Below are 20,463 nucleotides of genomic sequence, written 5' to 3'. Positions count from 1 at the left end.
CTCCGAACGGACGTCGCCGGATGCGCCGGGCCGTGACAGGCGGTCGACTCGGCCCATGAGTACCGAGCAGCCCGGCAACGGCTCCCGTCGTAACAACTCACCGCAGGGCGGCGCCCCGGGCGGTGGCGAAGGCGCGCCGCCCCCGGGAGGCACCCCGCCCGGAGGCACCCCGCCCCCTGGGGGCACGCCGCCACCCCCGCCGCCGTCCGGCGGGACGCCGCCGCCCTACGGAGGAAAGGAGCCGTACGGAGCCGGCCCGTATGCCGGCGATCCCTACGGCGGGCAGTACGGTGCGGCCGATCCGCTGGCCGGGATGCCGCCGCTGGCGAACCGCGGCCGGCGGCTGGTGGCACGCATCATCGACGCGATCCTCATCGGTGTGCCGGTGTCCGTGATCATGACCTTGATCGTCGGCGGGGTGGACTACTTCAGCACCAGCACCGTCGAGGCCGGCAAGCAGTCGACGGTCTCGGGCGTGACGATGCTGGCCTACCTGATCTACGAAGGGCTGATGCTCTCCAACCGCGGCCAGACCGTCGGCAAGATGGCGATGAAGATCCGGGTGGCGATGCTCGCCAACGGCTCGATCCCGACCGCCCAGTCCGCCTGGATCCGGGCCGCGGTCTACACCCTCCCGGAGATCGTGCCGTGCTGCGGCCCCATCTTCTGGCTGGTCAACGTCCTGTGGTGCACCTGGGACAAGCCGTATCAGCAGTGTCTGCACGACAAGGCGGCGAAGACCGTGGTGGTGTCCACGGAACTGGGACCTGTGGGGGCGTCCCCCTCAGCGTGAGTGCTCGCCGATCCGGGCCTCGGCGGCAGCGGCCCGCCCGGTGAGGCGGTGGTGCGGTATGCCGTCGTACGGCGAGGCCGGTGAGCGCGTGGCCGCCGGCGACGGCACGGCCCTCAACTCCGCAGGGACGACCGGCGACCTGCCCCCCGCCGCTTGCCGGCGGACCGCTCGTGAGACCCCCGGCATCGGGGCCGTCATGGCGACCAGCAGGCCGAGTCCGAGTCCGGCGAGGGCGATGACCGCGACCCCGATCCCGGTCTGCGTCTGCGAGAGCAGCAGCATCGCGAGGGTGGAGAGAAAGACGGTGGCCGAACCGTAGGCGAGCTGGGTGGCAGTCGGACGAGGCATGGCGGAATCCGTCCTCGGGGGGTCGGCAGGGGGGTGGTCAAGGGCGCGCCATCACACGAGCCTACGGTCCTTAGTGCCCGGGCGGAATGCCGGGTAAGCGTGACCTAACCCACGGGGTGGAGGCACGGGGGCGCACAACCTCGTTGCGCGTTCGAACGCGCGCTGCCGTCATGCCTGTTCGAGGCGGGGGCGCATGCCCGGCGGGCATATACGCCCGGTCCCTGCCGGTGGCCGAAAGCCCCTCCTTACCCACGTCCGACAGCTGCAAACCGCGGACCGAGCAACGTACTTCGCTGACGTGGCCAAGTCAAGATCTGTCTTTTCCCCCGTACTTCCGGTCGAATGCCCTCGAACAGTGACCGCGTTCGAAGGGGAGAAGCGCCAAGTGAGAGACCACAGACGCGTGTTCAGACCGGCCGCCCTGGCCACGGCGATCGCCGCGATCGGGGCGGCCGCTTTGTCTTCAGGGGTGGCGACCGCCGACCCCCAGGGACCGTCCCCGGTAGCCAAGCGCCAGGACCCGGCGCCTGAGCGGACCGTGGACCACGACCTCAAGGGGCCGTTCAGCGACCGGCAGGCGGCCGAGCGCAAGGAAGCGCTCCAGCAGGTCATCGCCGGCGACGCAGTGGCGACCGAGCGGGGGGGCTCGAAGGTCGTCAAGCTCGGCAAGAGCAAGTACGTCGAGCTGGCCCGGCAGAAGACCGACAAGATCTTCACCATCCTCGTGGACTTCGGCGACAAGGTCGACAACACCACGATGTTCGACCCGGACGGCGACGGGCCCAAGCCGCCGGTGAAGAAGTACGGGGGCGAGCCGGGCCCGGCGCACAACCAGATAGCCGAGCCGGACCGTGCCAAGGACAACAGCACGGCCTGGCAGAAGGACTTCAACCGGCAGCACTTCCAGGACCTCTACTTCTCGCACGACAAGAAGAAGCAGTCGCTCGCCAAGTACTACGAGAAGCAGTCCTCCGGCCGCTACTCGGTCGCCGGCGAGGTCTCCGACTGGGTCAAGGTCGACGCGAACGAGGCCCGCTACGGCTCCAACTACTGCGGCCAGCACAACTGCAACAACGTCTGGGACCTGATCCGCGACGGCGTCAACCAGTGGGCCAAGGACCAGAAGGCCAAGGGCCGCACCGACGCCCAGATCAAGGCCGACCTCGCCAAGTACGACCTGTGGGACCGCTACGACCACGACGGCGACGGCAACTTCAACGAGCCCGACGGCTACATCGACCACTTCCAGATCGTGCACGCCGGTGAGGACGAGTCCGCGGGCGGCGGCGTCCAGAAGACCGACGCCCTCTGGGCGCACCGCTGGTACGCGTACGGCACCGACGCCGGCAAGACCGGCCCCGGCAGCAACAAGGCCGGCGGCACCCAGATCGGTGACACCGGCATCTGGATCGGCGACTACACCATGCAGCCGGAGAACGGCGGACTCGGCGTCTTCGCCCACGAGTACGGCCACGACCTGGGGCTGCCGGACGAGTACGACACCTCCGGCACCGGCGAATCCTCGGTGGACTTCTGGTCGCTGATGTCGGGCGGATCCTGGCTCGGCAGGGGCAAGGACACCATCGGTGACCTGCCCGGCGACATGAGCGCCTGGGACAAGCTCCAGCTGGGCTGGCTCAACTACGGCAAGGCGAAGGCCGCGAAGAAGTCGACCCACAAGCTGGGCGTCGCCGAGTACAACACCAAGAACAAGCAGGCGGTGGTCGTCGAACTGCCCGCCAAGGCGGTCAAGACCGACATCGTCCAGCCCGCGGAAGGCTCCAAGCAGTGGTGGGGCGGCAGGGGCGACGACCTGAAGAACACCCTGTCCCGGCCGGTGGACCTCACCGGTAAGGCCAAGGCGTCGCTGGCGCTCAAGGGCTGGTGGGACATCGAGAAGGACTACGACTACCTCTACGCCGAGGTCTCCACCGACGGCGGCGCCAACTGGACGGCCCTGGACGGCACCGCGAACGGCAAGGCCATCCCGCGCGACGGCAGCGACAAGCCGGCCCTGACCGGCACCGTCGCCGCCTACCAGGACCTCGCCTACCCGCTGGACGCCTACGCGGGCAAGAAGATCGACCTGCGCTTCCGCTACCAGACCGACGGCGGCACCAACGGCAAGGGCTTCGCGGCCGACACCGTCAGCGTGACCGCCGACGGCAAGCCGCTGTTCAGCGACAACGCCGAGGGCGACGACAACGGCTGGACCAGCAAGGGCTTCTCGCGCATCGGTGCGTCCTTCACCAAGGACTACCCGCAGTACTACATCGCCGAGAACCGCCAGTACGTGTCGTACGACAAGACCCTCAAGGTCGGCCCGTACAACTTCGGCTGGACCACCGCCAAGCCGCAGTGGGTGGAGCACTTCCCGTACCAGAACGGCGTGCTGATCTGGCTGTGGGACACCTCGCAGCCGGACAACAACGTCGGCCTGCACCCGGGCCACGGGCAGATCCTCCCGGTCGACGCGCACCCCAAGGCCGAGCACTGGGCCGACGGCAAGCTGATGCGCAACCGCTTCCAGTCCTACGACTCGACCTTCACCCGCTTCCGGACCGACGCCCTCACGCTCCACCGGGACGGCAAGCCGGTGACGATCACGTCGAAGAAGGGCGTGACGCTCTTCGACGACCGGCACGGCGTCTACTACGACAAGACCAACCCGACCGGCGCTGTGATCGTTCCTGACACCAACACCCGGATCAAGATCACCAAGGAGGCCCGGGACGGCTCCACGGTGACGATCAAGGTCGGCCCCGCCGGTAAGTAAAAGATAAAGATCGCAGGTCAAACGCCGATCGGTCGTTGCCCACTAGCGGGCGGCGGCCGATTGGCGTTTAGATGCGTCTTGCAGTTCCTTGTTGACGCCAAGTCTCACGGGGGAGAAATGACCATGACCCGTGGCGGCTTCATCAGGCTTCCTGGCGGAAGCGTGGTGGTCGCCCTCTCGCTACCCAGACCGCCCCACGGCCCGCGGTCCGGCCCGTACGACTGCGGCTGCCGGGTCCGGATCCTGGTGCACGCCGTCAACCGCCAGCGCGCCCTGACCAGGCTGCGCAACCTCGGCCTGCGCTCCGTCTACCTCCGCGGCAACAGTGAGCCGCCCACCCCGGACGAGATCACCGCCGTCCTCCACCACCCGGACGGCCTGGTCTGGCGCGAGACCCCCGACGACGACACGGAGTCCTGGCACCCCATACGGGCGCTGTGGCGGCCACGTCCCGTCCATCCGGTCGGCCCGGTACCCGTGGACGAGCCGGTCCGCCCGGCCCTGACCGACGGGCCGGTCACCGGCGGCGAACGCGCCGCCTGACGCGCCCGTCAGCCGCTGGCAAGCACCGGCTTGCCGGTCAGCTCGGCCCCGGCCGCCCGCAGCTCCTCGAGCGCCCGCTCGGTGCTGCCGGCGGCCACCCCGGCCGTCAGGTCCAGCAGGACGTGGGTGCGCAGCCCCTCGGCGAGGGCATCGAGCGCGGTGGCCCGTACGCAGTGGTCGGTGGCGATGCCGACCACATCGACCTCGGTGACGCCGTGCTCGCGCAGCCACTCCGCGAGCGGGGTGCCGTTCTCGTCCGTACCCTCGAAACCGCTGTACGCGGCGGTGTAGGCGCCCTTGGAGAAGACCGCGTCGATCGCGCCGGAGGCGAGCGCGGGGGCGAAATTGGGGTGGAAGCTGCTGCCCTCCGTGCCGGCCACACAGTGCGCCGGCCAGGAGTCCCGGTAGTCCGGCGTGGCGGAGAAGTGCTCACCCGGGTCGACATGGTGGTCCCGGGTGGCCACGACATAGCGGTAGCCCCCGCCGGCCGCCTGCCCGATCAGATCGGTGATGGCCGCGGCGACATCCGCACCCCCCGCCACCGCGAGGCTGCCGCCCTCACAGAAGTCGTTCTGCACATCAACGACGATCAATGCCCGGTGCATGGTGCGTGCCTTCCGGCTGGGAACGGGAGAGGGGCGCGGAACGGTGGTCCGACGACTGCTGGTCCGACGAGTGCTGGTCTGGCAAGTGCTGGCGTGGCGAGTGCTGATCCGACGATTGCTGGTCTGACGAGTACTGGTGTGACCGAGGGTAGCCACTGGCGGAGCGCCGCGGGAGTGCTCCACCGCTCTCTCCACTCTCTCCACAGAGACTGCGGAGAGTGATAACCTCAAGGAACTTATCACTCTCCGTAATCGTTGCCGAAACATGAGGAACGCGGCCCGAGGCACCCCGGGGAGGCTCGGACGGCGCCCCGGAAGCGGGCCCGCAGCCGCCCCGCCGAACCCCACAGCCCGCTCCGCCCGGCGTAACCGCCCCGCCCGCCCCCGCGCCCCGCCGCCGCAGGCCTCAGACGTACTCGGTCGCCAGTACCGGCTCCCCGCGCGAGAGCTGGGTCGCCGACAGTGGCAGGCCGGCGCGCGCGGCGATGTGCCTCTCCCGTGCGGCGTCCAGCGGCTCCCGGGCCACGATCATGCCGGCGCTCACCAGCGGCACCTGGAGCTGCTGGTCGTCCAGCTCCGCCGGGACCGGACCGGTGCCGACGACCTCGGCCTCCGCGACGCCGTGCTCGTCGAGCCGGCGGGCGGCCCACTTGCGGCCGCCGGTCGAGGTCTTGGCGCCCATCGACTTCTTCGCGACCGGGTGTAGCGGCGCGCCCGGCCCGTCGCTGTCGGCCCGGGCGACCAGCTTGTAGACCATCGAGCAGGTGGGGTGCCCGCTGCCGGTCACCAGCTGGGTGCCGACCCCGTACGCGTCCACCGGCGCGGCGGCCAGTGAGGCGATGGCGTACTCGTCGAGATCGCTGGTCACCACGATCTTGGTCTTGGTGGCGCCCAGCTCGTCGAGCTGCTGGCGCACCCGGTGGGCGATCAGCAGCAGATCGCCGGAGTCGATCCGTACGGCACCCAGGCCCGGCCCGGCCACCTCGACCGCGGCGCGCACCGCTTCGGTGACGTCGAAGGTGTCCACGAGCAGGGTCGTACCGCTGCCGAGGGTGTCGACCTGGGCGGTGAAGGCGTCGCGTTCGCTGTCGTGCAGCAGGGTGAAGGCGTGCGCGCTGGTGCCGACGGTGGGGATGTTGTAGCGGAAGCCGGCGGCCAGGTCGGAGGTGGAGTGGAAGCCGCCGACGTACGCGGCGCGGGCCGCGGCGACCGCCGAGAGTTCGTGGGTGCGGCGGGCGCCCATCTCCATCAGGGGGCGCTCGCCCGCCGCCACCGCCATCCGGGAGGCGGCCGCGGCCACCGCCGAGTCGTGGTTGAGGATCGAGAGGATCACCGTCTCCAGCAGGACCGCCTCGGCGAAGGTGCCCTCGACCCGCATGACGGGTGAACCGGGGAAGTAGACCTCGCCCTCGGGGTAGCCCCAGATGTCGCCGCGGAAGCGGTAGTCGGCCAGCCAGTCGAGCGTCGACCCGTCGAGGATGCCGCGTTCACGCAGGAAGCCGAGGATCGTCTCGTCGAAGCGGAAGTTCTCCACCGCGTCCAGCACCCGGCCGGTGCCGGCCACCACGCCGTAGCGGCGGCCCTCGGGCAGCCGGCGGGTGAAGACCTCGAAGACCGAGCGCCGGTCCGCGGTGCCGGACCGCAACGCGGCCTGAAGCATGGTGAGTTCGTACTGGTCGGTGAAGAGCGCAGTCGACGGCACGGCCACCGGCAGCCCCAGGTCTGCTGTGTTCATGAGGAAGATGCTACCCCCGATACTCGTCACTTTGACGATAGTGGTCCACGGGGCCAGGGACCCCCTCGCGGGCGGAGTGCGCGGCGCGCCGACGCGGCCTGCGCGAGGGGCATTTGTGCACCTGCCGCCCCCGGGTGGCAGCATGGGGCGTGTGAGCGCCCATCCGTCACCCACCATCACGCTCCGGCCGTACCGCTGCACGCTCAGTGTCCCGGTCGAGATCGAGCGTCCCGAGTCGAGCGAGGCACCCTTCGAGGTCCCTGAACCCGACGTCCCGTGGGTCACGATCGTCCACAACGACCCCGTCAACCTGATGAGCTACGTCTCCTATGTCTTCCAGACGTACTTCGGTTACTCCAAGGACAAGGCGCACCAGCTGATGCTCGACGTCCATCACAAGGGCCGCGCGGTGGTATCCAGCGGCAGCCGCGAGGAAATGGAGCGGGACGTGCAGGCCATGCACGGCTACGGCCTCTGGGCGACCCTCCAGCAGGACCGCCGATGACCGGCCACTTCGAGCCGCTGCCCGACGGCGGCGCCGCGGTACCGCTCGACGAGGTCGAGATCTCCATCCTGCGCAGCCTCGCCGTCCAGCTGATGGAGCTGATGGGGCCGGGCGAGGAGGCCGGCGGGAAGGAGGGGGACGATCTGCTGGCGTCGGTCTTCAACGACGGCCCCAGCGAGCCGCCCGCCGATCCGGTCCTGGCCCGTCTCTTCCCCGACGCCTACGGCGGTCCCGACCTCGTCCCCGACGACGACGTGCGGGCCGCCTCCGCGGAGTTCCGCCGCTACACCGAGAACGATCTGCGTTCCCGTAAGCGTGAGGACGCGCTCGCGCTGATCCGTGCGCTGGATACCCTCTCGCCGGCCGGCGGGGACGCCGTACTGCGGCTGAACCCCGACGAGTGCCGCCAGTGGCTGGGTGCCCTCAACGACCTCAGGCTGGCCATCGGCACCCGTCTGGAGGTCACCGACGAGGACGACGGCGGTGAACTGCTGCGGCTGCCGGACAGCGATCCGCGCAAGCCGATGGTGATGGCCTACCTCTGGCTCGGCGGGCTCCAGGAGACCCTTGTCGAGTGCCTGATGGGCTGAATCCGGATATGTCCGGGCGATCTGTCCGGATTGACGGCATGGAATGTTCAGCCGGCGTTCGCTCAGCGGACGCTCAAATCCGGATAACGATCGCGTCACACCAACCCATGCATTGTGCTGATCTTTGAGGCCTTTGTCCTGATTTCCTGAGGGTGTGACCTACATCATTCCTAGGCGATCAAGGAACGGCCCGTGTTAAATGTTCAAGATCTGCCGTGAGTGACACCACCCCTGTCGCTGCGGGAGCGCTTAGCCGGCCGACCGTCGGCGTGCAGGACTCCATCCGGGGGGATCGGGACCCGATCCGGACAGACCGGGTCGGTATGGAGAAAGGCGCACCACACATGACCTCTGTGCAGGTCGACAAGCAGCACGACGGCAACGAGGCCGCTGGAACCGCCCCCGAAGAGGGCTACCAGCGGGGTCTGGGAAACCGCCAGATCCAGATGATCGCCATTGGTGGCGCCATCGGTACCGGCCTGTTCCTCGGGGCGGGGAAGGCCATCTCCATGGCCGGGCCGAGCATCATCCTGGCCTACGCCATCGTCGGTCTGGTCATCTTCTTCATCATGCGGGCCCTGGGCGAACTGCTCATGTACCGGCCCGTTTCCGGCTCCTTCTCGGAGTACGGCAGGGAATTCCTCGGCCCGTTCATCGGCTTTGTGACCGGCTGGACGTACTGGCTCTTCTGGGTCGTCACCGGTATCACCGAAGTGACGGCGGCGGCCACCTATGTCCAGTACTGGAACAAGGACATACCGCAATGGGCCTCGGCACTCGTCTTCACGTGTGCGCTCTTCGGTATCAACCTGATCTCCGTGAAGATCTTCGGTGAGCTGGAATTCTGGTTCTCGATGGTCAAGGTCACCGCGATCATCGGCATGATCCTGATCGGCCTCGGCGTGATCACCTTCGGCTTCTCCGACGCCGGTGACACCGCCTCCTTCACCAACCTGTGGTCCCACGGCGGTTTCTTCCCCAAGGGCATCGGCGGCACGCTGATGACGCTCCAGATCGTGATGTTCGCCTTCCTCGCCGTCGAGCTGGTCGGCGTCACCGCGGGCGAGGCGAACAACCCGAAGAAGGTCCTGCCCCAGGCGATCAACACCGTGCCGTGGCGGATCGGCCTCTTCTACATCGGCGCGCTCATCATCATCCTGTCCGTCGTCAGCTGGACGGTCTTCGAGCCGGGTGTGAGCCCCTTCGTCGCCGCCTTCCAGAAGATCGGCCTGCCGGCCGGCGCGGGCATCGTCAACTTCGTCGTGCTGACCGCCGCGCTCTCCTCGGCCAACTCCGGTATGTACTCCACCGGCCGGATGCTGCGCGACCTCGCGCTCAACGGCCAGGGCCCGAAGTTCTTCACCAAGCTCAGCAAGAACGGCCTGCCCACCTGGGGCACCGGCGTCTCGGTCGCGATGATGCTGTTCGGCGTCTACATCAACTACCAGTGGCCCGGCGAGGCGTTCAACTACGTCGTCTCCTTCGCCACCATCTCCGGTATGTGGGCCTGGATCGTCATCCTCGCCTCGCAGCTGCGCTACCGGGCCAAGGCCAACCGCGGTGAGCTGCCGCAGTCCGAGTTCAAGGCCCCCGGCGCCCCGTACACCTCGATCTTCGCGCTGGCCTTCATCGGCATGGTGATCGTGATGATGGGCGTCGACAAGGATGCCCGGATCTCGCTCTACGCGGCGCCCGTGTGGGCGCTCATCCTGGGCGTGGGCTACCTGTGCATCAAGCGGCGGGATGCGGCGAAGGTCCTGACGAAGCAGGACTGAGCCACCCACGCTGTCCAGCATGCGGGCCCGTCCGTACCACCTTTCGGTACGGACGGGCCCGCGCTGTCTGCCCACCCGTCGCCCGCCACCAACCCTCAACCGAGCGCTTCGCGCACCCCCTCTTATCCTTGGCGCCATGCTGACCCTCACCAAGGCCCTCTACGACCAGATCGTCGAGCACTCCCGCCAGGACCACCCCGACGAGGCCTGCGGCATGGTCGCGGGCCCGGCCGGCAGCGGCCGCCCCGAGCGGTTCATCCCGATGCTCAACGCCGCCCGCTCGCCCACGTTCTACGAATTCGACTCCCAGGACCTGCTCAAGCTCTACCGCGAGATGGACGACCGGGACGAGGAGCCGGTGATCATCTACCACTCGCACACCGCGACCGAGGCCTACCCCTCGCGCACCGACATCTCCTACGCGAACGAGCCCGGCGCCCACTACGTCCTGGTCTCCACCGCCGACACCGACGACGCCGGCCCCTTCCAGTTCCGCTCCTTCCGGATCGTCGACGGCCAGGTCACCGAGGAGGACGTCGAGGTCGTCGCGGAGTACTCCTGAGTCTCCTGAGGCACTTCCGGCGCACTTCCGAAGCCCTTCTGGCCCGCTCCTGGAAGGCCTCCGAAGATCGCGTCCCACCTGTCGTACACCGGGCGTCCGCATGATGGGACGAGGTTCCAATACCCGGACCGGGAATCGCTACGATGACCGCATGGTTGACCACGACGTGAGCGAGAGCCAGAAGGGACCGGGCATGCTGCTGCTCGCTCCGCTCGCCACGCGTCGCTCCGCATCTGCCCTGCTGGGCGCGTTCGGCTGCGGAGCCGCACGGCTGCACGTGGATCTGTGCCGCCTTTCCAGCGCCATCTGTCCGCGCTGCGCCGCCGCCTGACCGGCCCGCCCAGGCGCGCGCCGCAGGCCGCCGGCGCCCGCACCCTCCGCGTCACCCGACGCCCGCCCGGCACGCCGTAGCGCCGTGCCCCGGGACGCATCAGCCCCGCCACCGCACTCACCTCCGACAGGAGCACTCCCCATGGCCATCGAGGTCCGAATCCCGACCATCCTGCGCACGTACACCGACGGCCAGAAGGCCGTCGAGGGCAGCGGAGACACCCTCGCCGACCTCTTCACCGACCTGGACAGCCGGCACACCGGCATCCGCGAGCGCCTCGTCGACGGCGACCAGCTGCGCCGCTTCGTGAACGTCTACCTCAACGACGAGGACGTCCGCTTCCTGGAAGGCATCTCCACCAAGCTGGCCGACGGCGACAGCGTCACGATCCTCCCGGCCGTCGCCGGCGGAATGGCCTGAGACGTGCGTTACGACTCCCCGCTGGCGGCGGTCGGGAACACCCCCCTCGTCCGCCTCCCGCGCCTCTCGCCCTCCGACGACGTCCGCATCTGGGCGAAGCTGGAGGACCGTAACCCCACGGGCTCGGTCAAGGACCGTCCCGCGCTGCACATGATCGAACAGGCCGAGAAGGACGGCCGGCTCACCCCCGGCTGCACGATCCTCGAGCCGACCAGCGGCAACACCGGCATCTCGCTCGCCATGGCGGCCAAGCTCAAGGGCTACCGCATGGTGTGCGTCATGCCGGAGAACACCTCGTCCGAGCGGCGTGAGCTGCTGGCCATGTGGGGCGCGGAGATCATCTCCTCGCCCGCGGCCGGCGGCTCCAACACCGCCGTACGGGTCGCCAAGGAGTACGCCGCCGAGCACCCCGACTGGGTGATGCTCTACCAGTACGGGAACCCCGACAACGCCGGTGCGCACTACGCCACCACTGGCCCCGAGATCCTCGCCGACCTCCCGTCCGTCACCCACTTCGTGGCCGGTCTGGGCACCACCGGCACCCTGATGGGCGTCGGCCGCTATCTGCGCGAGCAGGTCCCCGGCGTGCAGATCGTCGCCGCCGAACCGCGCTACGACGACGTGGTCTACGGCCTGCGCAACCTCGACGAGGGCTTCATCCCCGAGCTCTACGACGAGTCCGTGCTCACCACCCGCTTCTCGGTCGGCTCCGAGGACGCGGTCCGCCGCACCCGCGAACTCCTCGCCGAGGAAGGCATCTTCGCGGGCATCTCCACCGGCGCGGCGCTGCACGCCGCGATCGGCGTGGGCAAGAAGGCGGTCAAGGCGGGGCAGAGCGCCGACATCGTCTTCATCGTCGCGGACGGTGGCTGGAAGTACCTCTCCACCGGCGTCTACACCGCCGAGTCGACGGAGGCCGCCATCGCCACCCTTCAGGGCCAGCTCTGGGCGTAGCCGCCGGTCGGCGGGTGGACCCGATGGGCCCGGGGGTGTCGCAGCGACTGCTGGGGCACCCCCGCAGTGCATTTCCGGGGCGATCGAAGTCAGCCACGACGGCGTGGGTGCGTCGGAATAAAGGACGGTGGCCCCCGCGTCGTACGGTCGTACGGGGCGTCAGCCCGGACTGGTGATTCCGCCCACAGCTCGCCCCGCCGGAGGAGCCACACGCCCTTTTGCGTCTTACGCTCGTGGGCACCGCACAGACGCCAAGGACCCGGTACCGACCCGGCAAGGCCCCGCCGGGAAGCCCGCATGGAGCCTTCCCCAAGCTCTCAGCCGGGTTCGAGCAGGGGAGATCCCCCGGCCCGCCGTCCCCGCCCACGGAGGTTCACGCCCGTATGAAGCTCACTGTCGTCGGTTGCTCGGGGTCGTTCCCCTCCGTGGAATCGGCCTGCTCGAGCTACCTCCTCGAGGCCGACGGCTTCAGGCTGCTCCTCGACATGGGCAATGGCGCCCTCGGTGAGCTACAGCGTCACTCCGGCCTCTATGACCTCGATGCCGTACTCCTGTCGCATCTGCACGCCGACCACTGCATCGACCTGTGCGGCTACTTCGTGGTGCGCTACTACCGCCCGGACGGCGGCCGCTGCGCACCGATGCCGGTCTACGGGCCGGCCGGCACCGAGCGCCGGCTGACCGTCGCGCACGCCGACCTGCCGCACGACGGCGCGATGAGCGAGGTCTTCGACTTCCGCACGCTGGAGCCGGGCACCTTCACCATCGGGCCGTTCACCATCCGTACGGAGCGGGTCAGCCACCCCGTCGAGGCCTTCGGCTTCCGGATCGAGCACAACGGCAGCTCGCTGACGTACTCCGGCGACACCGGCCCCTGCGAGGCGCTGCACACCCTGGCGGCCGGTACCGACTTCTTCCTGTGCGAGGCGTCCTTCACCTACGGCAAGGAGGACATCCCGGACCTCCACCTCAATGGCCGGGAGGCCGGTGAGCAGGCCCGCCGGGCCGGTGTCGGCCGTCTGGTGCTGACCCACATCCCGCCGTGGACCGACCCGGACATCAACATCCGCGACGCGCAGAAGGTCTACGACGGCCCGGTCGAGGTCGCCAAGGCGGGCGCGGTCTACGAGATCTGAGCCGGCCGCCGCACGGACGGCACAGGGCCCCGGAACCGGTGAGCGGTTCCGGGGCCCTGTGGCTGTCAGGGGCCGGGCGGTCAGGCCTTGGTGAGGTCCTCGATCTCCTCCTCGGGCTCCCGGCCCGGGGTGGTGAGGTTGAACTTGGAGATCGCGAAGCGGAACAGCGTGTAGTAGACCGCCGCGAAGGCCAGACCGATCGGGATGATCATCCAGGGCTTGGTGGCGAGGTTCCAGTTCAGCGCGTAGTCGATGAAGCCGGCCGAGAAGGTGAAGCCGTCGTGCACGCCGAGCGCCCAGGTCAGGGCCATCGAGACGGCGGTCAGCACCGCGTGGATCGCGTAGAGCACCGGCGCGATGAACATGAACGAGAACTCGATCGGCTCGGTGATTCCGCAGACGAACGAGGTCAGCGCGAGCGAGATCATCATGCCCAGGACGGCCTTGCGGCGCTCGGGGCGGGCGGCGTGCGCGATGGCCAGCGCGGCGGCCGGCAGGCCGAACATCATGATCGGGAAGAAGCCGGACATGAACTGTCCGGCGGAGGGGTCGCCGGCGAAGAAGCGGCCGATGTCGCCGTGCGCGACCTTGCCCGCGGCGTCGGTGAAGTCACCGAGCTGGAACCACGAGACGGTGTTGACGAACTGGTGCATACCGATGGGCAGCAGCGCGCGGTTGATCAGGCCGAACAGGCCGGATCCGACGGCGCCCAGGCCGGTCATCCACTCGCCGAAGCTGGAGATGGCTTCGCCGACAGGCTCCCAGATGAGCAGGAAGAGCACGCCGACGGCGGTGCCGACGAACGCCATGATGATCGGGACCAGCCGGCGGCCGTTGAAGAAGCCCAGCCAGTCGACCAGCTTCTTGCGGTGGTAGCGCTGCCACAGGACCGCGGAGAGCAGGCCCATGATGATGCCGCCGAGGACGCCGGGGTTGTTGAGGACCGGCTCGACCCACTTGCCGTCCTCGATGTGGCCCTCGGTGACCGGGAAGGCCTTGAGGACATTGCTGTAGACCAGGAAACCGACCAGCGCGGCGAGCGCCGTCGAGCCGTCGGACTTCTTCGCGAAGCCGATGGCGACGCCTATGCAGAACAGCAGCGGCAGATTGTCGAAGACCGCGCCGCCGGCCGCGGCGAAGACCTTGCTGACGTCGACCCAGCCCAGGCCCTTCTCACCGAAGACGTCCGGCTGGCCGAGGCGGTTGAGGATGCCCGCGGCGGGCAGTACGGCGATCGGCAGCTGGAGGCTGCGGCCGATCTTCTGCAGGCCCTGGAAAAGGCCGGAGCCCCGCTTTTTCGCGGGTGCCGCCTTTGTGGCGGTAGCCGAACTCATCGGATTCCTCCTGGTGAGGCGGGCGCTCGGAAGGGGGGACGGCCCGCTGGTTGGTCTACACCTTGGTCTACACCACTAGTGGTTTAGACCATTCTTAGCATGTAGTCCTGGCATAAAGGAATCCATTCTTCCAAGTGGTGTGGACCACATGGCGACCGGCCCCCGGGGCGCAGGACGCGCAGGCCGTCGTGCGCGGCACAAAAGGCCAGGTGGGGGCCGGTGAGAGGGGGCCGCGGGAGCCCTTCAGGAGGGCCTTTCCGAGGCCCCGCGTATCCGCCGGACTACTTCACGTTCTCCCGCTCCATCGCATCCCCCACCTCATCCGGCTCACGTCCGGGCGTCTGGAGATTGAATTTCGTGATGGCGAAACGGAAGACCGCGTAGTAGACCGCCGCGAAACACAGACCGATGGGAATGATCAGCCAGGGCTTCGTCGCCAGGCCCCAGTTGATGACGTAGTCGATCAGACCCGCCGAGAAGCTGAAGCTGTCGTGCACCCCCAGCGCCCAGCTCACCGTCATCGACACACCCGTCAGCAGCGCATGCAGGACGTACAGCAGCGGCGCGACGAACAGGAACGAATACTCGATGGGCTCGGTCACGCCGGTCACGAACGAGGTCAGGCCGACCGACAGCATCATGCCCGCGATCTCCTTGCGGCGATGCGGCCGGGCACAGTGCGCAATCGCCAGCGCCGCGGCCGGCAGCGCAAACATCATGATCGGGAAGAACCCGGTGGTGAACTGACCGGCATGCGGATCGCCCGCGAAGAACCGGGTGATGTCGCCATGGACGACCGTGCCGTCCGGCTTCGTGAAACTGCCGAACTGGAACCAGACGAACACGTTCAGGAACTGATGCAGCCCCACCACCAGCAGCGCACGGTTCGCCACCCCGAAAATCCCCGAACCCCACGCACCCAGCCCCGACAGCCACTCACTGAAACTCGTCAGCGCATCACCGATCGGCTGCCACACGAACAGACACACCACCGCGAAGGCCAGCCCGACGAACGCCATGATGATCGGCACGAGCCGGCGGCCGTTGAAGAACCCCAGCCAGTCCACCAGCTTCACCCGGTGAAAACGCTGCCAGAGCCAGGCGGAGAGAAAACCCATCACGATGCCGCCGAAAACCCCGGGATTCTGGAACAACGCCGGCGTCGCCGTCGCCGCCCTGTCCACACAGACCCCGCCCCACAGCCCCGCCTGGGTAAACGTCTGCCCCGGGCCGCAGCCCTCCGGGAACGCGTGCAGCACCGAGAAATAGACCAGAAATCCGGCCACCGCGGCCAGCGCCGTCGAACCGTCCGCCTTCTTCGCCATCCCGATCGCCACACCGATGCAGAACAGCAGCGGCAGCCCCAGCCCCGAATCCAGCAGCGCCCCGCCCGCCGCCGCGAACACCTTGGCCACCGCATCCCAGCCCAGCCCGTCCTTGCCGAACACATCCGGCTGGCCGAGACGGTTGAGAATCCCCGCAGCGGGCAGGACGGCAATCGGCAGCTGGAGACTGCGCCCCATCTTCTGCAACCGCTGGAAGAGATCCGACGCCCAGCTCTTCCTCGGTGCCGCCGCTGCGTCCGAACTCATCTGCGTCCTCCCGGCAGTCGGCCCGTCGACAGCCGACCCGATGCGTGCCGCATACTGGTGGTGTAGACCACTTGGTGCGCACCGGGCGCCCTTTCCGGCCGTCCGCTGCGCACCGCGGTGATCGCGCTCCTGGTGATCGCCATCCTTCGCCAGGCAGCGGACAAACGCCCACATAGTTGGGCTGAACGTGGGTTACGGTGTGAAAACCGCCCGGCTCAACCGCCGGCGGCCGAGACAAGCAGGAGTGGACATGGCCAGCAAGGCTGAGAAGATCGTCGCCGGGCTCGGCGGACTCGACAACATCGAAGAGGTCGAGGGCTGCATCACCCGCCTCCGCACCGAAGTCGCGGACGCCTCCCTGGTCGACGAGGCCGCCCTCAAGGCCGCCGGCGCCCACGGCGTCGTCAAGATGGGCACCGCGATCCAGGTCGTCATCGGCACCGACGCCGACCCCATCGCCGCCGAGATCGAAGACATGATGTGAGCAACTGAGCCCGACGAGCCGGCCACCGGCCGCTCACCGCTCACCCCGCGAAGGCCCCGCCCCGGACGATCCACCGCCCGGAGCGGGGCCCTCGCCGTTCGGCGATAGGGTCTACGCCATGTCTCGCATCGACGGCCGCACCCCCGAACAGCTCCGCCCGGTCACCATCGAACGCGGCTGGAGCAAGCACGCCGAAGGCTCCGTCCTCATCTCCTTCGGCGACACCAAAGTCTTCTGCACCGCCTCCGTCACCGAAGGCGTACCGCGCTGGCGCAAGGGCACCGGCGAAGGCTGGGTCACCGCCGAATACTCGATGCTGCCCCGCTCCACCAACACCCGCGGCGACCGCGAATCCGTACGCGGCAAGATCGGCGGCCGCACCCACGAAATCAGCCGCCTCATCGGCCGCTCACTGCGCGCCGTCATCGACTACAAGGCCCTCGGCGAGAACACCATCGTCCTCGACTGCGACGTCCTCCAGGCCGACGGCGGCACCCGCACCGCCGCCATCACCGGCGCCTACGTCGCCCTCGCCGACGCCATCACCTGGGCCAAGACCAAAAAGCTCATCCGCCACGGCCGCCAGCCCCTCACCGGCACCGTCTCCGCCATCAGCGTCGGCATCGTCGACGGCACCCCCCTCCTCGACCTCTGCTACGAGGAAGACGTCCGCGCCGAAACCGACATGAACGTCGTCTGCACCGGCGACGGCCGCTTCGTCGAGGTCCAGGGCACCGCCGAAGCCGAACCCTTCGCCCGCGACGAACTCAACGCCCTCCTCGACCTCGCCGTCGCCGGCTGCGCCGAACTCGACGAGGCCCAGCGAGCCGCACTCGCCCGCACCCTCTGAACACCCGCACCACCACAGGGGGAGAGCCGGGGAAACGGGACACCACACCGAGCCCGCCCCCCGCCTCCCCCTGTGACCCTTTTCTCAGAGCGCGGCCACCCCTGGAAAACCCAGCCCCCACCCGCGCACCGTGGACCCATGCCCACGACCACCGCCGCCACCGCACCCCGCACCCGCGCCCGCACCGGCGGGCCCCAGGACCCCTCCACCCTCCTGGAACACCTCGCCGGCTGGACCCTCGTCGTCCTCCTCGCCATGCTGCTCACCCAGACCGGCCTCCTCTGACCGCCCGTCCGGACAGCACCCACCCGCACCGCCACCGGACCGGCCTCCGCTCACCCCTGTCCGAACCCCGCCCGTGATCCCGCCCTCCGGGCAACCAAAACACCCCCACACCGCGTTTCTTCCTTTGCCCACGCATGACCCAACGGAAGGAACGCCCCCATGGCCCCCCGCACCCGCCTCACGCGCCGCCCCGCCGCCCCCGCACTCGCCGCGTTAGCCGTCGCCACCCTCGCCATACCCCTGCTCTCCGGCTGCGGAGCGGTCCAGAAGGCCATGGACTGCGCCAAGACCGCCACCTCCGTCGTCAACGCCGTCGACAAACTCCAGCAGGCCGCGGACAACGCCCTCATCGACCCGGAGAAGACCGAGGAAGCCCTCGACAACATCGACAGCAACCTCAAGAAGCTCAGCAGCGAGGCCAGCGACCCCGAACTGTCCAAGGCCATCGACAAGACCAACAACGGCCTCAAGGACGCCCGCAAGGCCATCAAGAACAACAAGGCCCCCGACATCCAGCCGATCGTCGACGGGGCCGGCGAGATGACCAAGATCTGCACACCCGGGTAGCCGGCCCACCCGGGATAATCACCTCCCATGCAGCCACAAACCGGCGGACGCCACGCAACCCCCCGCCGCCTCATCCTCGCCACCCGCAACGCCGGCAAGATCAGCGAACTCCGCGCCATCCTCGAAGCGGCCGGCCTCGACATCGACCTCGTCGGGGCCGACGCCTACCCCGACGTCCCCGACGTCAAGGAAACCGGCGTCACCTTCGCGGAGAACGCCCTCCTCAAGGCCCACGCCCTCGCCAAGGCCACCGGCCACCCCGCCGTCGCCGACGACTCCGGCCTCTGTGTCGACGTCCTCGGCGGCGCACCCGGCATCTTCTCCGCCCGCTGGGCCGGCACCCACGGCAACGACCAGGCCAACCTCACCCTCCTCCTGGCCCAGCTCGCCGACATCGCCGACGCCCACCGCACCGCCCATTTCACCTGCGCCGCCGCCCTCGCCCTCCCCGACGGCACCCAACGCGTCGTCGAAGGCACCCTCGAAGGCACCCTCCGCCACACCCCCACCGGCACCGGCGGCTTCGGCTACGACCCGATCCTCCAGCCCCTCGGCGACACCCGCACCTGCGCCGAACTCACCCCCGCCGAGAAGAACGCCATCAGCCACCGCGGCAAGGCGTTCCGGGCGCTGGCGCCGGTGCTGCGGGAGTTGCTGGGCTGAGCCGGCCCGCGCGCACAGAAACGGCCTGCGAACCGTAATCTTCGATTCGCAGGCCGTAAGCCTGTGCGGCCGGAGGGATTCGAACCCTCAAGGGATTTCTCCCACAGCATCCTAAGTGCTGCGCGTAGGCCAATTCCGCCACGGCCGCCAGCCACCAGTCATCGTACCGGCCCGGCGATCGTACGGTCGGGTATGGGCCGGCGGTCCTTGCGGTCGCGTCTGGGCCGGCGGCCGCCGCGACACCAAGTAGCTGTGATCGCATGACAGTTGGGGCACAGCAACCGGAGGTTGTCGCGTCGGTCGTTGTGCCAGTCCCCATTGATGTGGTCGACCTCAAGGGTCATGGGCTTCCCGAGCCATTCAGGACCGACACCGCACACGGCGCACTCCTCGGGTACGCCGACTTCGCGGAGTGCTCGACGGAGCAGACGGGTTCGCGTCCGGCACTTCCCGTCGTGCACGACCAAGATGTCCTCGGGGCGCTTGGCAGGAACTACGCCCGGCTTGCCACGCTGATGCGCCTGCCCCAGGAAATGGGAGATGTCGAGACCGTCCTGAGCCACCCATGTCCGGAACAGAGCGCGCAAGCGCCTGCTGTACGGTTCCTTCCCGAGCGCGCGGAGAGCGCCGGCGATGGATGTCGCCTCCTGTACCGCGCGGCGTAGCTCCTCGGCGGCCGGCTTGGCGGGTGCCCTGTTCGTCCGCCTGTGACGTGGAATGTGGGAGACGTCGATCCCGAAGTGCTCGAAGCGCCCGAACAGATAGCGCCGGAGCTCGCCGTGCGGCTGGGTGCCCAGGAACGCGATGACCTCGTCGATGTCGGAACACTGCGCGGCAGCTTCGCTCAACCGCTCGCGGGTGTACTGCACACCGCGCCTCATGCGACGCCACCCCTGGTGCGTCCCTTGCCTCGCCCGCGGTAAGTGTCCGTCGTCGAGTGGCAGTTGGGGCAGAGTAACCGCAGGTTGTCGATGCGATTGTCTCGCCAGTTGCCGTCGATGTGGTCGACCTCGAGCGGCAGCGGATGTCCTCGCCAGGCCGCATCCGTCCCGCAGCGTGCACATCGTTCAGGGATGCCCAAAGCCACCATTGCCCGCTTGAGGCGGTCGCTCGGGATGCGCCGGGCCTGCGCGGCCGGCTGCTCGACCAGCAGAGCCTCAGGTGTCAGGCGACGCCAGGGCTTGCCTCGCTGGGTAGGCAGCCGAAAGTGCGAGGTGTCGATCCCGTAAGTCCTGATGCGCCGCGCGATGTTGGTCTGGTGGCCACCTACGCAGTCGAGCCCGAGTCGGCGTACGACTTCGTTCACGCTCGTTGATACGGCGACCACCGGTTCAAGGATCTCCTTCGTCCATTTGGTCCCCTCTCGCTCGAAGTGCGACGTGTCCACCCCAAGCCTCTTCATCCGCTCCCGGAGGTAGTTCCGCCTCGCCCCCTTCGGCTCCACCCCCAGCTTCACCAACGCCTCCGACAGCGTCCGCGACGACGACGCCGCGGCCACCAGTCGCTCCCGCGTGTACGGACTCACCGGCATGCTCGCCTCCCCCAGCACCGGGACGGCCCCGGCACTCTCTCGAACGGAACAACGATCGAACGTGGGGGCGGTTACGCGGTGCGG

23 protein-coding genes and 1 tRNA gene are annotated in these 20,463 nt (G+C 68.7%); 16 read left to right on the top strand and 8 right to left on the bottom strand.

Features of this window, described 5'->3' with window-relative positions; all coding sequences use genetic code 11:
- The first annotated feature begins 55 nt into the window (after positions 1 to 55).
- Positions 56 to 793 (top strand): RDD family protein, encoded by a 738-nt coding sequence (locus ACZ55A_RS29790; protein WP_468846411.1) that lies wholly within the window; start codon positions 56 to 58, stop codon positions 791 to 793.
- On the opposite strand, the gene ACZ55A_RS29785 is transcribed toward ACZ55A_RS29790, so the two are convergent.
- The gene (locus ACZ55A_RS29785; protein ID WP_468846408.1) at positions 785 to 1,141 is read right to left on the bottom strand and encodes a hypothetical protein; all 357 of its coding nucleotides are present in this window, start codon (positions 1,139 to 1,141) and stop codon (positions 785 to 787) included. The genes ACZ55A_RS29790 and ACZ55A_RS29785 overlap by 9 nt on opposite strands.
- 385 nt (positions 1,142 to 1,526) lie before the next feature.
- Here ACZ55A_RS29785 and ACZ55A_RS29780 point away from each other — a divergent pair, with 385 nt between their 5' ends.
- A complete protein-coding gene (locus ACZ55A_RS29780) occupies positions 1,527 to 3,917 on the top strand; it encodes an immune inhibitor A domain-containing protein (RefSeq protein ID WP_468846406.1) in 2,391 nt (796 codons plus the stop codon).
- Positions 3,918 to 4,040: 123 nt separating this feature from the next.
- Complete coding sequence (locus ACZ55A_RS29775; RefSeq protein WP_468846640.1) at positions 4,041 to 4,460, top strand: hypothetical protein; 420 nt, start codon at positions 4,041 to 4,043, stop codon at positions 4,458 to 4,460.
- A gap of 8 nt (positions 4,461 to 4,468) precedes the next feature.
- On the opposite strand, the gene ACZ55A_RS29770 is transcribed toward ACZ55A_RS29775, so the two are convergent.
- Both ACZ55A_RS29770 and ACZ55A_RS29765 read right to left on the bottom strand, forming a co-directional pair.
- Positions 4,469 to 5,065: an isochorismatase family protein gene (locus ACZ55A_RS29770; protein ID WP_468846403.1), complete on the bottom strand. Its 597-nt coding sequence runs from the start codon at positions 5,063 to 5,065 to the stop codon at positions 4,469 to 4,471.
- Positions 5,066 to 5,471: 406 nt separating this feature from the next.
- Positions 5,472 to 6,800 carry a nicotinate phosphoribosyltransferase gene (locus tag ACZ55A_RS29765; RefSeq protein WP_468846400.1) on the bottom strand — a complete coding sequence of 443 codons (1,329 nt, stop codon included), beginning with the start codon at positions 6,798 to 6,800 and terminating at the stop codon, positions 5,472 to 5,474.
- A gap of 151 nt (positions 6,801 to 6,951) precedes the next feature.
- On the opposite strand from ACZ55A_RS29765, the gene clpS reads away from it, so the two are divergent.
- The 8 genes from clpS (at position 6,952) to ACZ55A_RS29725 (ending at position 13,073) form a co-directional block, all read left to right on the top strand.
- Positions 6,952 to 7,305, top strand: a complete 354-nt coding sequence (gene clpS, locus ACZ55A_RS29760; RefSeq protein WP_468846397.1) for an ATP-dependent Clp protease adapter ClpS — start codon at positions 6,952 to 6,954, stop codon at positions 7,303 to 7,305.
- Positions 7,302 to 7,895 (top strand): DUF2017 domain-containing protein, encoded by a 594-nt coding sequence (locus ACZ55A_RS29755; protein WP_468846394.1) that lies wholly within the window; start codon positions 7,302 to 7,304, stop codon positions 7,893 to 7,895. The genes clpS and ACZ55A_RS29755 overlap by 4 nt, the downstream gene beginning before the upstream one ends.
- Positions 7,896 to 8,239: 344 nt before the next feature.
- On the top strand, positions 8,240 to 9,670 hold the full coding sequence (locus ACZ55A_RS29750; RefSeq protein ID WP_468846391.1) for an amino acid permease: 1,431 nt from the start codon (positions 8,240 to 8,242) through the stop codon (positions 9,668 to 9,670).
- A 136-nt stretch (positions 9,671 to 9,806) separates the two neighbouring features.
- Positions 9,807 to 10,232, top strand: a complete 426-nt coding sequence (locus ACZ55A_RS29745) for a M67 family metallopeptidase (RefSeq protein ID WP_468846388.1) — start codon at positions 9,807 to 9,809, stop codon at positions 10,230 to 10,232.
- A 151-nt stretch (positions 10,233 to 10,383) separates the two neighbouring features.
- Positions 10,384 to 10,563, top strand: a complete 180-nt coding sequence (locus tag ACZ55A_RS29740; RefSeq protein ID WP_468846386.1) for a putative leader peptide — start codon at positions 10,384 to 10,386, stop codon at positions 10,561 to 10,563.
- 141 nt (positions 10,564 to 10,704) lie between these two features.
- Complete coding sequence (locus ACZ55A_RS29735) at positions 10,705 to 10,983, top strand: MoaD/ThiS family protein (protein WP_468846384.1); 279 nt, start codon at positions 10,705 to 10,707, stop codon at positions 10,981 to 10,983.
- Between the two features lie 3 nt (positions 10,984 to 10,986).
- Positions 10,987 to 11,937, top strand: coding sequence for a PLP-dependent cysteine synthase family protein (locus ACZ55A_RS29730; protein WP_468846381.1), 951 nt, complete (start codon positions 10,987 to 10,989; stop codon positions 11,935 to 11,937).
- A gap of 383 nt (positions 11,938 to 12,320) precedes the next feature.
- Entirely contained in the window at positions 12,321 to 13,073 is a 753-nt protein-coding gene (locus ACZ55A_RS29725; protein WP_468846379.1) for an MBL fold metallo-hydrolase, read from the top strand.
- 80 nt (positions 13,074 to 13,153) lie between these two features.
- Here the strand turns inward: ACZ55A_RS29725 and ACZ55A_RS29720 are convergent, their stop codons facing one another.
- Together ACZ55A_RS29720 and ACZ55A_RS29715 are read right to left on the bottom strand one after the other, a co-directional pair.
- Positions 13,154 to 14,407: a PTS transporter subunit EIIC gene (locus ACZ55A_RS29720; protein WP_468846377.1), complete on the bottom strand. Its 1,254-nt coding sequence runs from the start codon at positions 14,405 to 14,407 to the stop codon at positions 13,154 to 13,156.
- Between the two features lie 281 nt (positions 14,408 to 14,688).
- The gene (locus tag ACZ55A_RS29715) at positions 14,689 to 15,999 is read right to left on the bottom strand and encodes a PTS transporter subunit EIIC (protein WP_468846375.1); all 1,311 of its coding nucleotides are present in this window, start codon (positions 15,997 to 15,999) and stop codon (positions 14,689 to 14,691) included.
- Positions 16,000 to 16,249: 250 nt separating this feature from the next.
- Between ACZ55A_RS29715 and ACZ55A_RS29710 the strand changes: the two genes are divergently transcribed.
- From ACZ55A_RS29710 to rdgB, 5 genes are all read left to right on the top strand, one after another.
- Positions 16,250 to 16,483: a PTS sugar transporter subunit IIB gene (locus ACZ55A_RS29710; RefSeq protein ID WP_467603300.1), complete on the top strand. Its 234-nt coding sequence runs from the start codon at positions 16,250 to 16,252 to the stop codon at positions 16,481 to 16,483.
- A 118-nt stretch (positions 16,484 to 16,601) separates the two neighbouring features.
- Entirely contained in the window at positions 16,602 to 17,333 is a 732-nt protein-coding gene (rph, locus tag ACZ55A_RS29705; protein WP_468846372.1) for a ribonuclease PH, read from the top strand.
- 138 nt (positions 17,334 to 17,471) lie between these two features.
- Positions 17,472 to 17,618: an SCO1431 family membrane protein gene (locus tag ACZ55A_RS29700; RefSeq protein ID WP_468846369.1), complete on the top strand. Its 147-nt coding sequence runs from the start codon at positions 17,472 to 17,474 to the stop codon at positions 17,616 to 17,618.
- 159 nt (positions 17,619 to 17,777) lie between these two features.
- Positions 17,778 to 18,185: a hypothetical protein gene (locus ACZ55A_RS29695; RefSeq protein ID WP_468846367.1), complete on the top strand. Its 408-nt coding sequence runs from the start codon at positions 17,778 to 17,780 to the stop codon at positions 18,183 to 18,185.
- A gap of 27 nt (positions 18,186 to 18,212) precedes the next feature.
- The gene (gene rdgB, locus ACZ55A_RS29690; RefSeq protein ID WP_468846365.1) at positions 18,213 to 18,848 is read left to right on the top strand and encodes an RdgB/HAM1 family non-canonical purine NTP pyrophosphatase; all 636 of its coding nucleotides are present in this window, start codon (positions 18,213 to 18,215) and stop codon (positions 18,846 to 18,848) included.
- Positions 18,849 to 18,912: 64 nt separating this feature from the next.
- Here the strand turns inward: rdgB and ACZ55A_RS29685 are convergent.
- The 3 genes from ACZ55A_RS29685 to ACZ55A_RS29675 form a co-directional block, all read right to left on the bottom strand.
- Positions 18,913 to 18,996 (bottom strand) — tRNA-Leu (locus ACZ55A_RS29685).
- Between the two features lie 10 nt (positions 18,997 to 19,006).
- On the bottom strand, positions 19,007 to 19,717 hold the full coding sequence (locus tag ACZ55A_RS29680; RefSeq protein WP_468846362.1) for an HNH endonuclease signature motif containing protein: 711 nt from the start codon (positions 19,715 to 19,717) through the stop codon (positions 19,007 to 19,009).
- An 8-nt stretch (positions 19,718 to 19,725) separates the two neighbouring features.
- Positions 19,726 to 20,379 carry an HNH endonuclease gene (locus ACZ55A_RS29675; RefSeq protein ID WP_468846359.1) on the bottom strand — a complete coding sequence of 218 codons (654 nt, stop codon included), beginning with the start codon at positions 20,377 to 20,379 and terminating at the stop codon, positions 19,726 to 19,728.
- Positions 20,380 to 20,463 lie beyond the last annotated feature (84 nt).

This window comes from Streptomyces sp. NPDC034111, from assembly GCF_055575375.1.
Note: the sequence above shows the minus strand (reverse complement) of the source record. Positions and strands in the feature narration are given on the sequence as shown.